At 69.4% G+C, this 19,797-nt stretch carries 15 protein-coding genes and 1 tRNA gene; 12 read left to right on the top strand and 4 right to left on the bottom strand.

The genetic code is table 11. The features are described from left to right. Positions 1-6: 6 nt before the first annotated feature. The 3 genes from ACFCVM_RS11145 to ACFCVM_RS11135 all read left to right on the top strand — a co-directional run bounded on the left by ACFCVM_RS11145 (position 7) and on the right by ACFCVM_RS11135 (position 3,816). Positions 7-669, top strand: a complete 663-nt coding sequence (locus tag ACFCVM_RS11145; RefSeq protein ID WP_375836228.1) for a pentapeptide repeat-containing protein — start codon at positions 7-9, stop codon at positions 667-669. Between the two features lie 128 nt (positions 670-797). Continuing rightward, positions 798-3,260, top strand: coding sequence for a glycoside hydrolase family 5 protein (locus ACFCVM_RS11140; RefSeq protein WP_375836227.1), 2,463 nt, complete (start codon positions 798-800; stop codon positions 3,258-3,260). A 10-nt stretch (positions 3,261-3,270) separates the two neighbouring features. After that, entirely contained in the window at positions 3,271-3,816 is a 546-nt protein-coding gene (locus tag ACFCVM_RS11135; protein ID WP_375836226.1) for an RNA polymerase sigma factor, read from the top strand. A gap of 62 nt (positions 3,817-3,878) precedes the next feature. On the opposite strand, the gene ACFCVM_RS11130 is transcribed toward ACFCVM_RS11135, so the two are convergent. From ACFCVM_RS11130 to ACFCVM_RS11120, 3 genes are all read right to left on the bottom strand, one after another. Next, complete coding sequence (locus tag ACFCVM_RS11130) at positions 3,879-4,259, bottom strand: YybH family protein (protein ID WP_375836225.1); 381 nt, start codon at positions 4,257-4,259, stop codon at positions 3,879-3,881. A gap of 43 nt (positions 4,260-4,302) precedes the next feature. After that, entirely contained in the window at positions 4,303-6,198 is a 1,896-nt protein-coding gene (locus tag ACFCVM_RS11125; protein ID WP_375836224.1) for an Ig domain-containing protein, read from the bottom strand. Positions 6,199-6,371: 173 nt separating this feature from the next. Continuing rightward, positions 6,372-6,458, bottom strand: a tRNA-Leu gene (locus tag ACFCVM_RS11120). A 424-nt stretch (positions 6,459-6,882) separates the two neighbouring features. Between ACFCVM_RS11120 and ACFCVM_RS11115 the strand changes: the two genes are divergently transcribed. The 9 genes from ACFCVM_RS11115 to pknB all read left to right on the top strand — a co-directional run bounded on the left by ACFCVM_RS11115 (position 6,883) and on the right by pknB (position 19,111). Next, on the top strand, positions 6,883-7,707 hold the full coding sequence (locus ACFCVM_RS11115; RefSeq protein WP_375836223.1) for an HAD family hydrolase: 825 nt from the start codon (positions 6,883-6,885) through the stop codon (positions 7,705-7,707). Then, positions 7,704-10,214, top strand: a complete 2,511-nt coding sequence (locus ACFCVM_RS11110) for a glycoside hydrolase family 65 protein (RefSeq protein WP_375836222.1) — start codon at positions 7,704-7,706, stop codon at positions 10,212-10,214. Before ACFCVM_RS11115 ends, ACFCVM_RS11110 begins: the two co-directional genes overlap by 4 nt. Before the next feature lie 97 nt (positions 10,215-10,311). After that, the gene (locus ACFCVM_RS11105; protein ID WP_375836221.1) at positions 10,312-11,061 is read left to right on the top strand and encodes an FhaA domain-containing protein; all 750 of its coding nucleotides are present in this window, start codon (positions 10,312-10,314) and stop codon (positions 11,059-11,061) included. Beyond that, positions 11,058-11,615, top strand: coding sequence for an FHA domain-containing protein (locus ACFCVM_RS11100; protein ID WP_375836220.1), 558 nt, complete (start codon positions 11,058-11,060; stop codon positions 11,613-11,615). Before ACFCVM_RS11105 ends, ACFCVM_RS11100 begins: the two co-directional genes overlap by 4 nt. Before the next feature lie 2 nt (positions 11,616-11,617). Beyond that, positions 11,618-12,850 (top strand): PP2C family protein-serine/threonine phosphatase, encoded by a 1,233-nt coding sequence (locus ACFCVM_RS11095; protein WP_375836219.1) that lies wholly within the window; start codon positions 11,618-11,620, stop codon positions 12,848-12,850. Next, a complete protein-coding gene (locus ACFCVM_RS11090; protein WP_375836218.1) occupies positions 12,843-14,240 on the top strand; it encodes an FtsW/RodA/SpoVE family cell cycle protein in 1,398 nt (465 codons plus the stop codon). The genes ACFCVM_RS11095 and ACFCVM_RS11090 overlap by 8 nt, the downstream gene beginning before the upstream one ends. Continuing rightward, positions 14,237-15,691 (top strand): peptidoglycan D,D-transpeptidase FtsI family protein, encoded by a 1,455-nt coding sequence (locus ACFCVM_RS11085; RefSeq protein WP_375836217.1) that lies wholly within the window; start codon positions 14,237-14,239, stop codon positions 15,689-15,691. Before ACFCVM_RS11090 ends, ACFCVM_RS11085 begins: the two co-directional genes overlap by 4 nt. After that, positions 15,688-17,376 (top strand): protein kinase, encoded by a 1,689-nt coding sequence (locus ACFCVM_RS11080; protein ID WP_375836216.1) that lies wholly within the window; start codon positions 15,688-15,690, stop codon positions 17,374-17,376. Before ACFCVM_RS11085 ends, ACFCVM_RS11080 begins: the two co-directional genes overlap by 4 nt. Before the next feature lie 40 nt (positions 17,377-17,416). After that, positions 17,417-19,111: a Stk1 family PASTA domain-containing Ser/Thr kinase gene (pknB, locus tag ACFCVM_RS11075; protein WP_375836215.1), complete on the top strand. Its 1,695-nt coding sequence runs from the start codon at positions 17,417-17,419 to the stop codon at positions 19,109-19,111. A 28-nt stretch (positions 19,112-19,139) separates the two neighbouring features. Here pknB and ACFCVM_RS11070 read toward each other — a convergent pair whose 3' ends face one another. Beyond that, positions 19,140-19,796 (bottom strand): anthranilate synthase component II, encoded by a 657-nt coding sequence (locus ACFCVM_RS11070; RefSeq protein WP_375836214.1) that lies wholly within the window; start codon positions 19,794-19,796, stop codon positions 19,140-19,142. Between the last annotated feature and the right edge of the window lies 1 nt (position 19,797).

Here is a 19,797-nt window from a genome sequence, read left to right as displayed (position 1 = left end):
GACGCCATGCCGAAAGAAACTCGACCCAAGCCGCCCCGCATCGACGAGATCGTGCTCGCCGACCTCGTCGACGGCGAGATCGCCGAACTGGCCGCGGGAGACCGGGTCGAGGGCCGGCGCTATCGCGGCGGCGACGTCTCGGAGCGCGACCTCACCGGGGTCGCCATCGGCGAGTGCGAGCTCGTCGGGGTGTTCGCCCACGACACGCTGCTGCGCGGGGCGGTGCTGACCGAGACCGTGATCGAGCGGCTCGAGGCCCCGGTGCTGCGCGCGCCTCGCGCGACCCTTCGCGACGTGCTCGTCTCGGGCTCCCGCATCGGGTCGGTCGAGTTCTACGACAACCACTGGCAGTCGGTGCGCTTCGTGGGCTGCAAGCTCGGCTTCGTGAACCTGCGGGGGGCGGAGGTCCGCGACATCCGCTTCACCGACTGCACCATCGAAGAGCTCGACCTCGGCAACGCCAAGGCCGAACGCGTCGCGTTCGAGCAGTGCGACGTACGATCGCTCGACGTGACGGGTGCGAGGCTCGGCGACGTCGACCTGCGGGGGCTCGACCTCGCCGCGATCGCCGGCATCGAGGGCCTGAAGGGCGCCACGATGGACGGCATGCAGGTCGCGCTGCTCGCGACGACGCTCGCGAGCCACCTGGGCATCCACGTCGTGGACTGACCTCCGAACCGGCGGCCGTCGCCATCGATGCGGTGTCGTGATGGACCGGCTCTTCCCCGGGCCGCCGTTGGGAGCTAGGGTTGGCCGAACTGGGTCAAGCGACCCAGTTGGAGACAGCGAGGTTCCCGATGCACGACGCCCCCACGATGCAGCCGAACGACCAGGCGGATCGCTCGACCCCGGAGGCCGCCGCCGACCGTCCCGGCGGCCGTCGCGCCGCCCGTCGTCCCATCGTCGCCGTCGTCGCGATGCTCGCCCTGATCGTCGTCCAGGCCGTTGCCGACCCCACCGGACTGCTGGCGCTCGTCGGCTGGTCGGGTGCGATCCCGCAGGCGAGCGCCGGCATCTGGCCGTTCGCCCCGTACCTCGTCTTCGTGCCCGTCGTGCTCGGCGTCGTGTGGTGGGTCGCCGTGCGCGCGGGCGACCGGTTCTGGACGCTCACGGCGGGCGTCGTGCTCGCGGTGCTGCTCGCCCAGGCCGCGGCCTGCTTCGTCATGACGTGGGATCTCGCGGTGGCCGCATGGGCGGCCGGCTTCGTGACGGCGAAGGCCGTGCCCGCAGCCCTCATCGTCGCAGCGCTCGCGCGCTGGCTCGGCGGCCCGACGACCCGACAGTCGTACGACCGCGGGTCGATCTGGCCGGCCGCGGTGATCTTCGCCGTCGCCTCGCCGCTGCTCGCCGGCCTCTGGTGGACGGGGGCCGTCTACGCCGACGGCATCCCGGTCGCGCGTCTCGACCGCGGCATCCTCTCGATGGTCGTCGCGGTGGTGCTCATCGCCGGCGCGACCGCGCTGTGCCTGCGCTGGATGCGGGAGCGCGTGCCCGGCGTGCTCGGCGGCTGGCTCGCCGCGCTCGTCGCCGGCGGCCTCGTCGGCATCGTGCAGGCGGTCGTCGCGTTCCTCGTCGACGGCGGGTTCGCGGGCGACATCTGGCCGCTGATGGCGGGCTACGTGACGGTCGCCGACGGACTGGCCTTCGGCGCCTGCCTCGGCTGGATCGTCGGCGTGAGCACCGTCGTCTTCGATCGTGTGCGCGCTGCACGCACGGCTCGCGCCGCACGGGCGCCCGAGCTCGCGGCCGCTGCGGTCGCGGTGCTCGCCCTGGGCGCGGTGGCCGCGACCCTCGCCGTGCCGAGCGCCGAGGCTGCGGCCGCGACGGCCGGCACGACGACCGAGACCTCGCCCCCCGAGGGGTTCCTCCGGGCAGAGGGCTCGATCATCACCGACGGCGCCGGCAACCAGGTGCTGCTGCGCGGCGCCAACGTCAACCAGCTCGTCGACTTCTACCAGCACCAGCCCGACGTGCCCGCGACCCGACCGCTGACCGAAGACGACTACGCCGGCATGGCCGAGTACGGCTTCAACGTCGTGCGCCTCAACATCTCGTGGTCGGCCCTCGAGCCCGAGCGCGGCACGCTCGACCCCGAGTACCTCTCCCAGATCGAGGACGCGGTGGAGTGGGGTGCCGAGCACGGCATCTACACCGTGCTCGACATGCACCAGGACGGCTGGTGGAACGGCCCCACCGAGGAGGGCACCGCGTGCCGCCCCGGCACCGACGAGATGTGGGGCTTCGACGGCGCACCCGAGTGGGCGACGATCACGGATGGCGCGCCGCGCTGCCAGTTCACCGGTCGCGACATCTCCCCCGCCGGCGACCGGGCCTTCCAGAACTTCTACTTCGACACCGATGGCGTGCAGACCGCCCTCGCCGAGACCTGGGGCGAGCTCGCCGCGGAGTTCGCGGACGAGCCGATGGTCGCCGGCTTCGACCTCATCAACGAGCCCGGCTTCGGCGAGACCGCGCCCGTGACGACCTCGCACCAGCTCGGGAGGTTCTACGACCTGGCGATCGACGAGATCCGCGACGCCGGCGCCCCGCAGATCGTGTTCTTCGAGCCGAGCATCCTCTGGTCGGGGCTCGGCTTCGACACCGGCCCCACTCCCGGCTTCACGGAGGACGACAACATCGTCTTCTCGCCGCACCTCTACGCCGAGTCGATCACGATGGACCGCGACCTCGGCATTCCACCGATCGTCGGCATCGAGCGGCAGTTCGCACTCGCACAGCGCGTCGCCGACACCTACGACGCACCGCTCTGGTCGGGCGAGTACGGCTACTGGGGTGGTGAGGAGAGCTTCTGGGGCGAGGACGCCGACTCGCTCTCGCGCCTGAGCCGCTACGCCGACACCGAGGACGAGCGCATGCTCGGCAGCGCGTACTGGGTGTGGAAGCAGGCCTGCGGCGACCCGCAGAACGGCATCGGCCCCTACGGGAACGCCCTCATGATGCAGGAGTGCGAGACCGGCGGCGAAGCCCCGCCCAAGACCGGGCTCCTCGAGATCCTGAGCCGCGCCTACCCGCAGTCGGCGCCGGGAGCGCTCACGTCGCTCGAGGCCGAGGGCGGCGTCGTCGACCTCGCCGGCACGGCAGCGGGTCGCAGCTGCGACCTCGAGGTGTGGGTCCCCGGCACCGCGAAGCCCGACGTCGAGGTCTCCGGCATCACGAAGGTCGAGACGACCGAGGTGCCCGGCGGATGGATCGTGACGGGCTGCGTCGACGGCGACTACGCCCTCTCGACCAGGGGCTAGCCTCGGAGGCATGACCACCGAGTACGCGCTGAGCGGGCACGACGACGGCCGTCGCGCCTCGCTCACGGCCATGATCGCGGCGGAGCCCGACCGGCTCCGCCGCCGGAGCATCTCGCTCGGCGTCGCGCCCGATGACGCAGAGGATGTCGCGCAGACCGCCCTGCTCCGGGCCTGGCGCTCGATCGACCGCCTGCACGCGTCGGAAGCCGGTCAGATGTGCTCGTGGCTCGATGCCATCGCCCGGAACGCTGCGGCGGACCTCGCCCGCCAGCGAGCCCGTCGCCCCGTGGCCGTGCTCGACACCGACCTGCCCGATGGCGCGAGCGTCGCCGGCGACGTCGAGATGCGCGTGATCCTCGACGGCGCCCTCGGCGCGATCCAGCGCCTTCCCGATTCCCTTCGCGAACCGCTGCTCCTCAGCGTCGTCGACGAGCTCTCGGCCCCCGAGATCGCCGGACGCCTCGGGATCACGCCGGCCGCGGCGCGGCAACGCATCTCCCGTGCGCGGAAGTCGCTCGCCGAGTGCCGGGAGTCCGGCATGGCCGAAACTCCCTGACGTTCTCCCCGACGGGAAGGCCGGCCCTGTTCCCCCAGCGACCGGCCCTCCCGTGAGTCGCGTCAGGCGGTGCCGAACGGGTTGTCGACGCCGTAGCGCCATCCGTGCTGCTCGTCGTGCACTGCGACATCTGCGGTCGTGCCGGCCAACGCGATCTCCGAACCGTCGGGGCCGGTGCCGGTGATCGTCCAGTCGGCGATCGCGAGCCCCGTGTCGCCGCTCTGGAAGACGTGCCGAACCGTCATCGTGATCGGAAGGTTCAGGCCGAGGAACTGCTCGAGCGCGCCGCGCACACCCTCCTCGCCCCGTACGGGATGCCCCGGCGCCGGCACGAACACGACGTCGTCGATGTTGAGCGCCATCAGGCCGTCGAGGTCGCGCGCGTTGAACCGGTCGGCGAACGCGAGGTTCAGCTGGTCGAGTGAGGTGACGGGAGTCGCCATTCGGAGAGGGCCCTTCTTCGTGAGGCCGGCCTCGTGCAGGCCTCTACTGAGAAAGACGTCGCGGCACGCGAAGTGTGACATGCGGCTCGAACAGCGAAGGCACCGCTCCGGCGATGCTCCGGCGACGGGTCAGCAGGAACGCGCCAGCGCCGAGGATGAGGAGTGCGACCACGAGGGTTGCGACGGCATCGATGCCGAGCGCCGGGATCGCATCCTCGACCAGGGCTGACCAGGCGGGCGACGGTGTCGCCTTCGCACCCGAGGTCGGACCCGAAGACGACACGGCCTCGATGCGGCCGTCGTGACCGACCGTGAACCAGAGCTGCTGCGCGAGCACGGCACCGTCATCGACTGCGGTCGCAGTGAACGTGTGAGCTCCCGCATCCAGCTTCGGGAGCTTCGCCGTGCCTCGGAACCCACCGACGGCATCCGCTGCTCCGGTGAGGACCACGACCGGGGTCGACCTGACGGTCGCTTCGATCGGAGCACCGCTCAGGAGGTTGTCCGCGGCGACGCGGATCTCAGCCCCTTCGGCGATGTCCCCCTCCCCGAAGCCGGCGAGCACGGCGAGTGAAGCCCTCGGGAGGACCGCACCCGAGAACGTCCTCGTGCTCGTCTTGCCGGCGTTGCCGGCGATCACGGCGAACGAGAACGCCCCGGCTTCGGTCGGAGTGCCGGAGAGCACACCCGTCGCCTGGTCGAGCGTCAACCCGGCAGGCAGCAGTTCAGGAGCCGAATCGAACTCCGTCGCGTGATCGGCCTCGAATGCGAACGAGAACGGAGATCCGACCTGCAACCTCGGCAGGCTGGTGGTCACCCATGCCGGTGCAGGCTCGGCCACGGTGACGGTGAACCCCTGGACAGAGGTCCCCCACTGCCCGTTGGCCTGGACGGAGAAGCTGAACACGCCTGCGGCGTCAGGGGTTCCCGAGAGGGTTCCATCCGCGGAAAGGGTCAGCCATCCAGGCAGAGGCGATCCGGTGATCTCGTAGTCGGATGCGTTCATCGCCTGGACGGCCGAGTTGTACGGCGTCCCGACGGTTGCATCCGGCACTGTGGTTGCGACCCACGATGGTCTCCGGTCCACGACCGTGAGCTCGAATCGCTTCGAGAATCGGGTGCCGTCTCGTTCCACTTGCGCTTCGAAGAGGAACAGTCCGAGCTCCGTCGGTGTGCCGGTCAGGATGCCACCTGTTGACAGCGTGAGACCAGCTGGCAGAGTGCCGTCCTTCAGCGTGACCTTCCCGCCTGCAGCTCCGAGAGGAATGTCGTTCTGGACCCCGAAGATGGCTTGCTGCCTGCTCGAGGTCGCATCGAAACCGAGCACGCTGTCGTACACGGTGATCGTGAGGAAGGCGGTCACCCAGGGCCCGCTGACGCCGACAGCGCTGACGGTGACGTTGTAGACGCCGACCTGTGTCGCTGTCCCAGTGATCCTCACACCGTCGAACGTGAGCCCATCGGGCAGACCGCCAGCGCCATATGCGGTCGCCCCCGCGAACAGCGGTGGCGAGGTGAACGGAACCCCCGCGACGACGGACAGATCACCGAACCACAGAGGAACGGCCGGGCCTGGGTCGACCACGAGGTTGACGTTCGTGGTTGTGCCGCCGCCTCCGTAGGTGAGGAGGGAGATGTAGGCCCAATACGTTCCGGCCTGCAACGGGATGCCTGAGATCACACCCGTGTTCGGGTTCATGGTCAGGCCCTCCGGGAGCGACCCCGAATCGATGGTCGCTGTCGCGATCAACCAGGGGTTGCCGTCCTTGCCTGCCGGGTCGTAGCTGTACGGCACCCCGACGGTCGCGACAGGGGTCGGGAACGCCTGCGCTGGAGCGGCGACGACTCCGACACTCAGGACCGCTGCGGTTGCAGCCGTGGCCAGTACCTGGAACAGGCGCCGGCGCCGGCGGCGGGTCGATCGGGTGGGCGAACCCATGCCTCTCCTTCGTCGTGCGGGCAGGATCATTCACTTCATGCGCGGCGGAACGCGCAGCGGAGTGGCCGGCACGGTTTCGACGGTGCCGAGATGAGACGAACGCCCTCCGCCGAGGTCGTCATCCGCGTACGAAAACGGCCCGGGTCTCATTGAGACCCGGGCCGATTCGATCGTGGTGCGCGAGGGGGGACTTGAACCCCCACACCCTTGCGAGTACTGGCACCTGAAGCCAGCGCGTCTGCCAATTCCGCCACTCGCGCACGTGTGGTCGCACCGCAGTGCGTCCAACCACGAGAGACTAACATCTCGCGGCCGGCAAAGCCATTCGAGCACAGCGGATGCCGCGCGCCGCACGCCGAGTCGACGGACGAACGCCGCGACACGCCGCCGGCCCACGGCGTGTCGCGCGTTCTCTCCTGCGACTCGGCGTGCGCGGCCCGTCGCGGACCCGCCGACGCGCCTCGCGTCCGAGCCGCCGCGCGAAGCCCGCGCCTCCACGATTCCTCCGAGTCCGGCTCGCACCTCGCGCTCCGCCGACGCGCCTCGCGTCCGAGCCGCCGCGCGAAGCCCGCGCCTCCACGATTCCTCCGAGTCCGGCTCGCACCTCGCGCTCCGCCGCCACCCGGGAATACCATCGATCTGCGGGTTCCGTTGCCCCGACCGTCGCGACGAAAGGACCGCCATTTGACCTCCCCCATCGACTCCAGGCAGGCCCTCAGCGGCATCCGTGCCTATCTGTTCGACCTCGACGGCGTGCTGACGCCGACGGCGACGGTGCACATGCACGCGTGGGCGCGCCTCTTCACCCCCTACCTCGAGCAGCACGGCGCCGCGCCGTACTCCGAGGCCGACTACTTCTCGTACATCGACGGCAAGCCCCGCTACGACGGCGTGCGCAGCCTGCTCGAGAGCCGCGGCATCCGCGTGCCCGAGGGCGAGGTGACCGATCCGCCCGAAGCCGACACCGTGCACGGCCTCGGCAACCGCAAGAACGAGGCCTTCAACGAGACCCTCGCGGAAGAGGGCGTCGCGGCGTACCCGGCGAGCGTCGCGTTCCTCGACGCCGTACAGGCGAGCGGATGCCTCGTCGCCGTCGTCTCGAGCTCGAAGAACGCCCCATCGGTGCTGACGGCGGCGGGGCTCGCCGACCGCTTCGAGGTCGTCGTCGACGGCGCCGTCGCCGCGCGCGACGGCATCCCCGGCAAGCCGGCGCCCGACACCTTCGCTCGCGCGGCCGAGCTGCTCGGCGTGCCGACCATCGCTTGCGCCGTCGTCGAAGACGCCGAGTCGGGCGTCACGGCCGGCGCCACGGGCGACTTCGGCGTCGTGATCGGCGTCGATCGAGGCGTCGGCCGGGCAGCACTCGAAGCGCTCGGCGCCGACATCGTCGTCGACGAGCTCGACGAGCTGATCCCCCTGATCCCCGCCGACGCGAACACGAACGCGAACGCCGCCGAGGCCGAGCGCGCCGGCGCACACACGACCACCCCACGAGAGGACAGCGAATGAGGTTCGCCGACCACGACCCGCTGAACCGCACGCGCTTCCCGATCGACGAATGGGCGCTCGTCGAGACCGAGTTCGGCGACGCCGACATGGGCCGCACCGAGACGATCTTCGCCGTCGGCAACGGGTACCTCGGCCTCCGCGGCAACGTGGAGGAGGGCCGCGACGGCCACATGCACGGCACGTTCGTGAACGGGTTCCACGAGACGTGGCCGATCCGTCACGCCGAGGAGGCGTTCGGCTTCGCCCGCGTCGGCCAGACGATCGTGAACGCGCCCGACGCGAAGGTCATCCGCCTCTACGTCGACGACGAGCCGCTCGTGCTCACGGTCGCCGAGCTCCTCTCCTACGAGCGGCGGCTCGACTTCCGTCTCGGCGCGCTCAGCCGCTCGATCGTCTGGCGCACGCCGTCGGGCAAGCGGGTGCTCATCACGAGTCGGCGCATGGTGAGCTTCACCGACCGCCACCTCGCCGTGCTCGACTACGAGGTCGAGCTGCTCGACGCCGATGCCGCGGTGACGATCTCGAGCCAGATCCTGAACCGCCAGGACGGGCGCGACGAGTACCGCTCCGGCGTGCCGGAGGCCGTCGGCAGCTTCGACCCGCGCAAGGCCGAGCTGTTCAACGACCGAGTGCTGCAGCCGCGGGTGAATCGCGCCGAAGGCGGCCGCTACATCCTCGGCTACCAGACCACGAACTCGGGCATGACGATCGCAGTCGGCGCCGAGCACCAGATCGCGACCGAGAACCAGTTCAGCGAGTCGAGCTCGATCGGCGACGACCTCGCGAAGCACATCTATCGGGTGCACGCCAAGCAGGGCCGTCCGATCCGCGTGACGAAGACGATCAGCTACCACACGGCCCGGACCGTGCCCACGCGCGAACTCGTCGACCGATGCGACCGCACGCTCGACCGCGCCGCCGAGCTCGGCGTGGCCGAGCTGTTCGAGCAGCAGCGCTCGTGGCTCGACGACTTCTGGGCACGATCCGACGTCGAGATCGAGGGCCAGGCCGCGATCCAGCAGGCCACCCGATGGAACCTCTTCCAGCTCGCGCAGGCGACGGCGCGCACCGACGGCGACGGCGTCGCGGCGAAGGGCGTCTCGGGTTCGGGCTACGGCGGCCACTACTTCTGGGACACCGAGGTCTACGTGATGCCGTTCCTCAGCTACACGGCACCGGTCGTGGCGCGCAACGTGCTGCGGTTCCGGCAGCGGATGCTTCCTGCCGCCCGCGCCCGCGCACTCGAGCTGAACCAGCTCGGGGCGCTGTTCCCGTGGCGCACGATCAACGGGCAGGAGTCGAGCGCCTACTACGCGGCCGGAACCGCGCAGTACCACATCGACGCCGACATCTCCTATGCGCTGAACCAGTACGTACGCGCGACCGGCGACCAGGACTTCCTCGCCCGCGGCGCGATCGACATCCTCGTCGAGACGGCGCGCATGTGGGAGGACCTCGGGTTCTGGCGCTCCAACGCCGACGACGTGTTCCACATCCACGGCGTCACCGGGCCCGACGAGTACACGACGGTCGTCAATGACAACCTGTACACGAACGTGATGGCGCGGGCGAACCTCGCCGCAGCGGCGTCCGCCGTCGACGACCTGCAGGTACAGGACCCTGCCGCGTACGAACGCCTCGTCGAACGGCTCTCAGTGACGCCGGCCGAGGTCGCGAGCTGGCGGCGTGCAGCCGCCCATATGCACATCCCGTTCGACGAGCAGCTGGGCATCCACCCGCAGGACAGCGCGTTCCTGCAGAAGGAACTGTGGGACCTCGAGGCCACGCCCGACGACCGGCGCCCCCTGCTCCTGCACTACCACCCGCTCGTCATCTACCGCTTCCAGGTGCTGAAGCAGGCCGACGTGGTGCTCGCCCTCTACCTGCAGGGCGACCGCTTCTCGACCGAGGCGAAACGCGCCAACTTCGAGTACTACGACCCGCTGACGACGGGCGACTCGACCCTGTCGGCGATCGTGCAGTCGATCATCGCGGCGGAGGTCGGCTACCACGAGCTCGCGATGCGGTACTTCCGCTCCGCGCTCTTCGTCGACCTCGCCGACCTGCACAACAACACCGCCGACGGCGTGCACGTCGCCTCCACCGGCGGTGTCTGGAGCGCGCTCGTCTCGGGCTTCGGCGGCTTCCGCGACCACAACGGGGTCTTCGCATTCGATCCGCGGCTGCCCGACGGCTGGCAGCGGCTGACGTTCCGCATCACGCTCCGGGGCACACGGCTGCGCGTCGCCCTCGACCCCGATGCGATCTCGTTCGCCGTCGAGGACGGCGGCGAGGCACGGGTGCGGGTGCGCGGGGCCGAGGTGGTCGTGAGCACGGGTACGGATGTCTCGGTGCCGCTCGACGGCCACGGTCCGCGCCTCTACGGCGCTCCGACGATGCGGGATGTCACGGGCTCCCGCCGCGCCGACGGAACCCTGCTCACCGCGTCGATCCCGACCCTGTCGCTCGACGTCGACGAATCCGACTCGGCGATCCAGGTGGACTGATCACGAGTCTTCCCAGCCCTTCGGGCTACCATGTCACAAGTCATGACGGCGTCGGTGAGAAACGACGGCGTCGGCGCAAATCTGGAGCGGGAGACCTGTGGGCCTACTGGACAACTTCGAGAAGGGTCTCGAGCGCGCCGTCAACGGCGCGTTCGCGAAGACCTTCCGCTCGGGGCTGCAACCCGTCGAGATCACCTCGGCCTTGAAGCGCGAGATCGACACGAAGGCTGCGGTCGTCTCGCGCGACCGCGTGCTCGTGCCGAACAGCTTCGTCGTGCGCATGGCACCCGACGACTACGCGCGCATGTCGGGCCTCGGGCCGGCCCTCATCGACGAGCTCGTCGACCTCGTGCAGAAGCACGCCGCGAGCCAGCACTTCCAGTTCGCCGGCGGCATCACGCTCTCGCTCCACGCCGACCCCGGCCTCGCCGTGGGCATGGTGCAGGTGGATTCGCAGAACGTGAAGGGCGAGGTCGCCTGGACCCCGGTGCTCGACGTGAACGGCAAGCGCTATCCCATCATGAAGGGCCGCACCGTCATCGGCCGCGGCAGCGAGGCCGACGTCACGCTCGACGACTCGGGCGCGTCGCGGCGCCATGCAGAAGTGCAGTGGGACGGCAGTCGTGCACGCGTGCGCGACCTCGGCTCGACGAACGGCACCCAGCTCAACGGCTCCCCCGTGAAGGACGCCATCCTCGAACCCGACTCGGTCATCGCGATCGGCCGCTCCCGCATCACGTTCCGTGTGCTGGCGCAGGCATCGAACGGGAGCCCCGGCTCCCGCGGTCGCACCGACCCGGCCACCGAACGCCACGACATGGGCGGGTTCTGGGGGCCCGGCGAATGAGCGAACTCACCCTCCTCGTGCTCCAGCTCGGCTTCCTCGTGCTGCTCTGGGTGTTCATCTTCGCGATCGTCTACGCGCTGCGCAGCGACCTGTTCGGTCAGCGCGTGCGCAAGCTCCGACCCGAGGTCGCGGGGGCCGCCGCCTCGGCACCGGCGGCGGCATCCGCGTTCCCGAGCGCCCCGGTCGCAGCGGCAGCGCCGACCGCTCCCGTCTCGCATGCCGCGCCGAGCGGCGGCGGATCCGGCGAGCTCGCGTCGAGCGAGAACGCCACCAGGCTCGTCATCACGAGCGGCACGAAGAACGGGGCCGAGTTCCCCCTCGGCCACGACGAGATCACGATCGGCCGTTCGAGCGACTCGGCCATCATCATCCGCGACGACTACACCTCGACCCACCACGCGCGTCTCATGCAGTGGAACGGCCGATGGATGCTGCAGGACCTCGATTCGACGAACGGCACCTTCCTCAACGGCTCCCGAGTGACCGTGCCCACCCCGATCCCGCTCGGAGCCACCGTGAAGGTCGGAGCGACGACGTTCGAGCTGCGGCGGTAGCCATGGCGAACATCAAGGCGAGCGCTGCGGTCTCGCACGTCGGACGGATCCGCTCGAACAACCAGGACTCCGGATACGCCGGCCGACGCCTGTTCGTCGTGGCCGACGGCATGGGCGGGCACGCGGGCGGTGACGTCGCGAGCGCGATCGCCACCCGCCGCATCGCCGAGGCCGACATCGACTACGAGAACACGACCGAGGCCTCGGCATCGCTCGAAGGCGCCTTGATCGCGGCGAACCGTCAGCTCGCGGCGACCGTCGCCGACCACTCCGAACTGACGGGTATGGGCACCACGGTCAGCGCCGTGCTGCTCGTCGGCGACCGCGTCGTCATCTCGCACATCGGCGACTCCCGCATCTACCTGCTGCGGTCGGGTGAGCTCAGCCAGATCTCGACCGACCACACATTCGTGCAGCGACTCGTCGACGCCGGACGCATCACGGCCGAAGAGGCCATGGTGCACCCCCGCCGCTCGGTGCTCATGCGCGTGCTGGGCGACGTCGAGGCCTCGCCCGAGATCGACGCGCTGGTGCTCGACACCCGCGACGGAGACCGCTGGATGCTCTGCTCCGACGGCCTCTCGGGCGTCGTCTCCTTCGACGACATCCACGAGCTCATGTCGGCTGACGCCGGCGCCAAGCAGGTCGCCGATCGGCTCGTCAAGGCTTCCCTCGACGGCGGTGCTCCCGACAACGTCACCGTCGTGATCCTCGACATCGGGGAACCGCCCGCGCCGGCGACCCCGCCGCTCGTCGTCGGGTCGGCCGCGGCCCCGCCGGCGTTCGGCCAGGCATCGGAGCCGGTGCGGCCCCGCGGCATCCGACTCACGCCCTTCCGTCCGCACCCGGTGCAGGAGACGCACTTCGAACCGGATTCCGAGGACTTCTTCGACGAGATCATCGAAGAGGACGCGCGACGCCGACGCCGACGCCGCTGGGTGTGGAGCTTCTGGATCGTGCTGCTGATCGGGGCGATCGTTGCGACGTTCGCGCTCGGCTACCAGTGGACGCAGACCCGCTTCTACGTCGGCGAGTCCGACGGACGGGTCGCCATCTACCAGGGCATCCAGCAGAACCTCGGGCCGATCTCGCTGCACGAGCTGTACACCGAGACCGAACTCGACGTCGCCGACCTCCGCACCTACGACCAGCAGCGCGTCCAGCAGACGATCAGCGCCGGTTCGTACGCGGAGGCGTATCGCATCGTGCAGCGTCTGGAGGAATCCGTTGAGTGACCTCCAGTCCCAGGCCCTCACCGGCACGCCGCCCGAGGGCATCCGACGCATCCGGATCCCGCAGAAGCTCCGCAACCTCGAGTTCTGGCTGCTCGTCGTGGCGTGCTTCATCAACGCCTCGTCGATCGTGCTCGTGCAGCTCGGGGCGCTCGGGCGCGTCGACACGCAGCTCGTGCTGCTCGGCGCAGGACTCTCGCTGCTCGTGTTCGGCCTGCACGTCACGATGCGCTTCACGGCCCGTGATGCCGACCCGTTCCTGCTGCCGATCGCGACGGTGCTGAACGGCCTCGGCATCGCCATGATCTATCGCATCGACATCGCAGAGGGCGATGCCGGTTGGGAGAGCGCCGCAGTCAGGCAGATCGCCTGGAGCGCGATCGCGATCATCTGCGCGATCGCGACGATGCTCGTCATCCGCAATCACCGCGTGCTGTTCCGCTACACCTACCTCGCGGGGCTCCTTGCGATCATCCTGCTGCTGCTCCCGCTCGTGCCGGGCCTCGGGCGCGAGGTGTACGGGGCACGGGTCTGGATCGGAATCGGCGACATCGCGACCTTCCAGCCGGGCGAGATCGCGAAGATCGCGCTGGCCGTGTTCTTCGCCGGCTACCTCGTGCGCAACCGCGACTCCCTGTCGATGGTCGGCACGAAGTTCCTCGGCATGCAGTTCCCGCGTGCCCGCGACCTCGGCCCGCTCCTCATCGTGTGGGCCCTGTCGATGGCCGTCATCGTCTTCCAGCGCGACCTCGGCACCGCGCTCCTCTACTTCGGCCTGTTCCTCGTCATGCTCTACGTCGCGACGAGTCGGCTCTCGTGGGTCGTGCTCGGTCTCAGCCTGTTCATCGGCGGCGCGATCATCGCGAGCCAGACGCTCGACTACGTCGGCAATCGCTTCGCGAACTGGCTCGACCCGTTCAGCGCCGAGCGCTTCGACGCCGAGATCGGTGGCAGCTATCAACTCGTGCAGGGCCTCTTCGGGCTCGCCAACGGCGGGCTGATCGGCACCGGCTGGGGCCAGGGCCGACCCGACCTGACGCCCGTGCCGCAGAGCGACTACATCATCGCGAGCCTCGGTGAGGAACTCGGTCTCGCGGGGGTCTTCGCGATCCTCGCGCTCTACCTGCTCTTCGTGGCGCGCGGCTTCCGCATCGGCTTCGCCGGTCAAGACGACTTCGGCAAGCTGCTCGGCGTCGGGCTCGCGTTCGTCGTCGCGCTGCAGGTCTTCATCGTCGTGGGCGGCGTCACCCGCGTCATCCCGCTGACCGGCCTCACGACCCCGTTCCTCGCGGCGGGTGGTTCATCGCTCGTGGCCAACTGGATCATCGTCGCGTTGCTGCTGCGGCTCTCCGACACGGTCCGCAACCATCCGAGGCTGGTGATCGACGGATGAATCGAGAACTCAAGCGCGTCTCCATCGTCGCGTTCCTCATGTTCCTGACCCTGCTCGTCTCGTCGACGATCATCCAGTACGTGCAGGCCGATGCCCTCGCCGCCGACCCGCGCAACTCCCGCACGCTCTACGAGAGCTACTCGATCGAACGCGGCCCGATCCTCGTCGGCGGCGAGCCGATCGCGTACTCGCAGCCGTCCGACGACGACTACAGGTTCCAGCGCGTGTATGCGAACGGCCCCCTCTACGCGCCGATCACCGGATACCTCCCCGTCAACGGAGAGGCGACGGGGCTCGAGCGCTCGCTCAACGAGTACTTGAGTGGGCAGTCGTCGAGCCAGTTCTTCGACTCCCTCAATCGCCTCATCTCCGGACAGGACCCGATGGGCGCCTCCGTCGAGGTGGCGATCGACCCGGTCGCGCAGCAGGCCGCATGGGACGCGCTCGGGGACTACACGGGCGCGGTCATCGTGACCGAGCCGTCGACGGGTCGCATCCTCGCGATGGTGACGAAGCCCACGTTCGACCCGAACACGCTCGCCGTGCACAACTCGGCCGAAGTCACGGCGACCTACGACGGGCTCCTCGCCGACCCCGCCGACCCGCTCTTCAACCGCGCGACGGGCGGAGACATGAACCCGCCCGGTTCCGTGTTCAAGCTCGTCACCGTCGCCGCGGCACTCGAGTCGGGCAAGTACACGCCCGAGAGCCAGCTGCCGAACCCGTCCTCCTTCACGCTGCCCGGCACCGACTCCGTGGTGCGCAATACCGAGGGCGGCAACTGCGGCGGCGGCGAGACCGTCAGCATCGCGACCGCCCTGCGGCTCTCGTGCAACATCCCGTTCGCCGAACTCGGCATCGAGCTCGGCGACGCCGCCATCCGCGAGCAGGCCGAGAAGTTCGGATTCAACGACGAGTTCCTGATTCCGACGATCACGGAGGCGAGCGTCTACCCGCGTGCGCTCGACGACGCGCAGACGGCGCTGACGGCGTTCGGCCAGTACGAGGTCCGCGCGACGCCCATGCAGATGGCGATGGTGTCGGCCGCGATCGCCAACGGGGGCATCGTGATGAACCCGAATCTCGTCGATCAGATCACCGCTCCCGACTTCACTCCACTGCAGGAGTTCGAGGCCAAGGAGTTCGGCCGTGCGATCAGCGAGGAGACGGCGAACACGATGGTCGGCATGATGGTCAACGGCGTCGAGAACGGGGCCGCGAGTAATGCAAGAATAGACGGCGTCAGCGTGGCCGGTAAAACGGGTACAGCGGAGAACGGAGAGAGTGACCCCTACACTCTCTGGTTCACCGGTTTTGCCCCCGCCGACAATCCTCAGTATGCAATCACGGTACTCGTTGAGGATGGCGGGGGACTTGGCCAGGAGGGGTACGGCAATCTCATCGCCGCACCCATCGCAAAGCAGGTACTAGAGGCGGTGCTGAACAAATGAGACCGAGCGCAGGGCTCACCTTCGGAGGGCGCTACGAACTGCAATCCCGCATCGCGATCGGCGGGATGGGCGAGGTGTGGCAGGCCACAGACCTCGTCATCGGCCGACAGGTCGCGATCAAGATCCTGAAAGACGAGTACCTGGGTGACCCGGGCTTCCTCGAGCGCTTCCGCGCCGAAGCCCGTCACGCCGCACTCGTCAACCACGAAGGCATCGCGAACGTCTTCGACTACGGCGAAGAAGACGGCAGCGCCTACCTCGTCATGGAGCTCGTGCCCGGCGAGGCCCTGTCGACGATCCTCGAGCGTGAGCACGTGCTCTCGACCGACAAGGTGCTCGACATCGTCGCGCAGACGGCCGCTGCACTGCAGGCCGCGCACGCCGCGGGGCTCGTGCACCGCGACATCAAGCCCGGCAACCTGCTGATCACGCCCGACGGGCGTGTCAAGATCACCGACTTCGGCATCGCGCGCATCGCCGACCAGGTGCCGCTGACGGCAACCGGCCAGGTCATGGGCACGGTGCAGTACCTCTCGCCCGAGCAGGCATCGGGTCACCCGGCCTCGCCGACCACCGACATCTACTCGCTCGGCATCGTGGCGTACGAGGCCCTCGCCGGCCGTCGCCCGTTCACCGGCGAGTCGCAGGTCGCGATCGCGATGGCGCAGATCAACGAGACGCCGCCCGACCTGCCCGTCACGGTCTCAGAGCCGGTGCGCAACCTGGTCTACGGATGCATCGCGAAGAACCCGGCCGACCGGCCCCAGTCCGCCGCGCACCTCGCGCGTGCTGCGACGGCCCTTCGCCGGGGCGACGTGCAGGCAGCTGCCGCCGCCGTGCCCGCCGTGCTCGGCGCGGCCGGAGCCACCGCCGCGACGATGCTCATGCCCACGGCCGGCGCCACCGCCGCGACGACGGTGCTGCCGTCGGCCGCGGGTGCGCCGATCGACGGCGAGGAGCCCGTCGAGGAGGAGAAGAAGAAGCGCAGTCCGTGGACGTGGCCGCTCATCGTGCTCATCGCGTTGCTCGCGATCGTGCTGATCGGCACGATCATCGCGCTCGCACTCAACGGCGGAGAGAAGGAGGCGCCGTCCACGACACCTTCGACGCCGCCGTCGAAGACGGCCACGACGCCGCCACCGCCGCCCACCACCGAGGCCCCCACGAACGCGCAGGTCAACCGCGAGGACTACCTCGGCCTCACGGTCGACGAAGCGAGCGCGAAGCTCGGGGCCCTCGGCATGGTCGCGAACGCCGTCGAGGGCAACCCTGCCGCAACGGGCGACGAGGCGGGTCGCGTCTACGACGTCAACCCGACGGGCAACATGAAGATCGGCTCCGAGGTGACGATCACGTACTACGCCGCCCCTGAGACGCCGAGTGCGCCGACCTCCGCGCCGACCGCGAACCCGAACCCGTTCACGCCGTCGGACGACGTCAACGCGAAGGTGCCGGTCACCATCTCGTGGACCGCCCAGCAGTGCCCCTCGGGGCAGGAACTGACCGGCTACTCGGTACAGGTCACTGGCGACGCGACGGCACCCGGTCCGGTTCCGGCGGGAACGACGAGCGCGCAGGTCCTGGCAGGGCAGCAGGAGTTCCAGGTGACGTTCCTGTACTTCTGCGGTCCGGTGAGTTCGCCGGCCTCGCCGGCGCTCACGGTGAAGCCGGTCGTCAACAACTGACCCCGGCTGCGGGACACGAGAAAGGGCATGGAGCTGCACGGTGAACGATGAAGGACGAGTGCTCGCGGGTCGATACCGCGTCGGCGCTCTCATCGGGCGCGGCGGCATGTCCGACGTCCATGTCGGCACGGACACCCGGTTGGGGCGCCAGGTCGCGATCAAGCTGCTGAAGCCGCAGCTCGCGACCGACCCCGCGTTCCGCATGCGCTTCCGTCAGGAGGCGCAGTCGGCCGCCCGCATGGCGCACCCGACGATCGTGCGCGTCTTCGACGCCGGTGAAGAGACCGTCGTCGACGCAGCGGGGCAAGAGGTGCAGCTGCCGTTCATCGTCATGGAGTTCGTCGAGGGGCGGCTGCTGAAGGACATCATCCACGACGGGCCGCTCGAGGCGTCCGCCGCGGTGCGTGTCATCGATGGCGTGCTGACGGCCCTCGAGTACTCGCATCGAGCTGGAGTCGTGCACCGCGACATCAAGCCCGGCAACATCATGATCACGACCACCGGTCAGGTGAAGGTCATGGACTTCGGCATCGCGCGTGCCGTCTCCGACTCCTCGACGACCGTGGCGCAGACCACGGCGATCCTCGGCACGGCGTCGTACTTCTCGCCCGAGCAGGCGAAGGGCGAGACCGTCGATGCCCGCACCGACCTGTACTCGACCGGCGTGGTGCTCTTCGAGATGCTCACCGGTCGCCCGCCGTTCCGCGGCGACACCCCGGTCGCCGTGGCGTACCAGCACGTCAGCGAGCGCCCGGTCAAGCCGAGCGTCGTCAACCCGAAGGTCTCACCGGCCCTCGATTCCGTCGTGATGCACGCCCTGGCGAAGAACCGAGACCAGCGCTATCAGACGGCCGCCGAGTTCCGCACCGACGTCGACACCGCGGCAGCCGGTCGGGTGCCGGTGCACCGCGAGCCCGATCAGGCCACGATGCTCTTCGGGGCGCCGACCGGCTCGCTCTCGAGCTCCGAGCTCGCCCTGCGCCAGCTCGCCGAAGACGAGACGATGACGAGGACCCAGCGCCGCCCTCCGGCGATCTGGATCTGGTCGGGCATCATCGGCGTGATCGTGATCGTCATCGCCGTCATGTACTGGGCCTTCAACCTGGAGCCGAGCGCCGAGTTGCCGTCGAACGTCAAGGAGATCCCGGTACTCACCGGCGGCACCTACGAAGAGGCGGTCGACGCGCTGCAAGAACTCGGGCTTCCCGCCACCCCCGTCGAGAAGACCGACGATACGGTGCCGGCAGGCGAGGTGATCGGCACCGACCCGCCTGCAGGCGAGAAAGTCGACAACGGCACCGCAGTGACCGTGTTCGTCTCGACCGGCAGGCAGGCGGTCGCCGTACCCGACCTCCGGAACAAGACGCTCGAGCAGGCGAAGGCCGACCTCACCGCACTCGGCCTGGTGCCCGGTGTCGAGACCCGGGAGTCGTCGGCGACGGTTCCCGGTGACACGGTGCTCGGCACCACGCCCGAGGCAGGCGCAACGGCCGAGATCGGCTCCACGGTCGACTTCCGCATCTCGAGCGGCATGGTCACCCTTACCGACGTGACCGGTCAGACACTCGAAGCGGCGACCTCGTACCTCGCGGCCGAGAACCTGCAGCTCACGGCAGTGCCCAAGCCCGACCCCTCATGCAAGGCCGAACCCGGCTCGCCGGTCACCAAGCAGTCGCTGGCGCCCGGAGACGTGCCCCAGCACTCCACGGTCGAACTCACCTACTGCGCGGGCTGACGACGACATCGCGGGCTGACCGAGTCGGTCAGCTCGCCGTCGCCCGCACGAGCGGGCTGAGGCCGACCGCGCGTTCGCGCGCCTCGGGCAGCCCGGCGACCGCGAGCCAGTTGCCGAGCATGCGGTAGCCGCCCTCGGTCAGCACCGACTCGGGATGGAACTGCACCCCGAAGATCGGGGCGCTCTCGTGGCGCAGGCCCATGATGACCCCGCCCTGGGTGCGACTCGTCACGACGAGTTCGTCGGGCACGGTGCCGTCGACGACCGCGAGCGAGTGATAGCGCGTCGCCGTGAACGGCTGCGGTACTCCGTCGTAGAAGCCGCTGCCGTCGTGGGTGATGAGCGAGGTCTTGCCGTGCATGAGCTCCTCGGCGTTCGTGACGACCGCGCCGAACGCCTCGGCGATCGCCTGGTGGCCGAGGCACACGCCGAGGATCGGCTGGCCCGATGCGAGGGCCGCCTCGACGATCGGGATCGACACGCCGGCATCCGAGGGCTTGCCCGGCCCGGGCGAGATGAGCACGGCGTCGTACTCGGCGATGCGCGAGGGCACGTCGGCGACGTCGAACGAGTCGTTGCGCACGACGTCGGTCTCGGCGCCGAGCTCCTGCAGGTACCCGTTCAACGTGTAGACGAAGCTGTCGTAGTTGTCGACGACGAGCACACGTGTCGAGGGTCGTTGCATG

This window comes from Agromyces sp. NPDC056389 (genome assembly GCF_042262385.1).
GTDB lineage: Bacteria > Actinomycetota > Actinomycetes > Actinomycetales > Microbacteriaceae > Agromyces.
This window is presented reverse-complemented; position numbering and strand designations above follow the sequence as displayed.

What these genes read in the sequence shown, in the direction of transcription:
- ACFCVM_RS11100 (WP_375836220.1), top strand. Translation starts at nt 11,058, where the DNA reads ATGAGCGAACTCACCCTCCTCGTGCTCCAGCTCGGCTTCCTCGTGCTG.
- ACFCVM_RS11095 (WP_375836219.1), top strand. Translation starts at nt 11,618, where the DNA reads ATGGCGAACATCAAGGCGAGCGCTGCGGTCTCGCACGTCGGACGGATC.
- ACFCVM_RS11135 (WP_375836226.1), top strand. Translation starts at nt 3,271, where the DNA reads ATGACCACCGAGTACGCGCTGAGCGGGCACGACGACGGCCGTCGCGCC.
- ACFCVM_RS11110 (WP_375836222.1), top strand. Translation starts at nt 7,704, where the DNA reads ATGAGGTTCGCCGACCACGACCCGCTGAACCGCACGCGCTTCCCGATC.
- ACFCVM_RS11070 (WP_375836214.1), bottom strand. Translation starts at nt 19,796, where the DNA reads ATGCAACGACCCTCGACACGTGTGCTCGTCGTCGACAACTACGACAGC.
- ACFCVM_RS11145 (WP_375836228.1), top strand. Translation starts at nt 7, where the DNA reads ATGCCGAAAGAAACTCGACCCAAGCCGCCCCGCATCGACGAGATCGTG.
- ACFCVM_RS11125 (WP_375836224.1), bottom strand. Translation starts at nt 6,198, where the DNA reads ATGGGTTCGCCCACCCGATCGACCCGCCGCCGGCGCCGGCGCCTGTTC.
- ACFCVM_RS11085 (WP_375836217.1), top strand. Translation starts at nt 14,237, where the DNA reads ATGAATCGAGAACTCAAGCGCGTCTCCATCGTCGCGTTCCTCATGTTC.
- ACFCVM_RS11130 (WP_375836225.1), bottom strand. Translation starts at nt 4,259, where the DNA reads ATGGCGACTCCCGTCACCTCACTCGACCAGCTGAACCTCGCGTTCGCC.
- ACFCVM_RS11080 (WP_375836216.1), top strand. Translation starts at nt 15,688, where the DNA reads ATGAGACCGAGCGCAGGGCTCACCTTCGGAGGGCGCTACGAACTGCAA.
- ACFCVM_RS11140 (WP_375836227.1), top strand. Translation starts at nt 798, where the DNA reads ATGCACGACGCCCCCACGATGCAGCCGAACGACCAGGCGGATCGCTCG.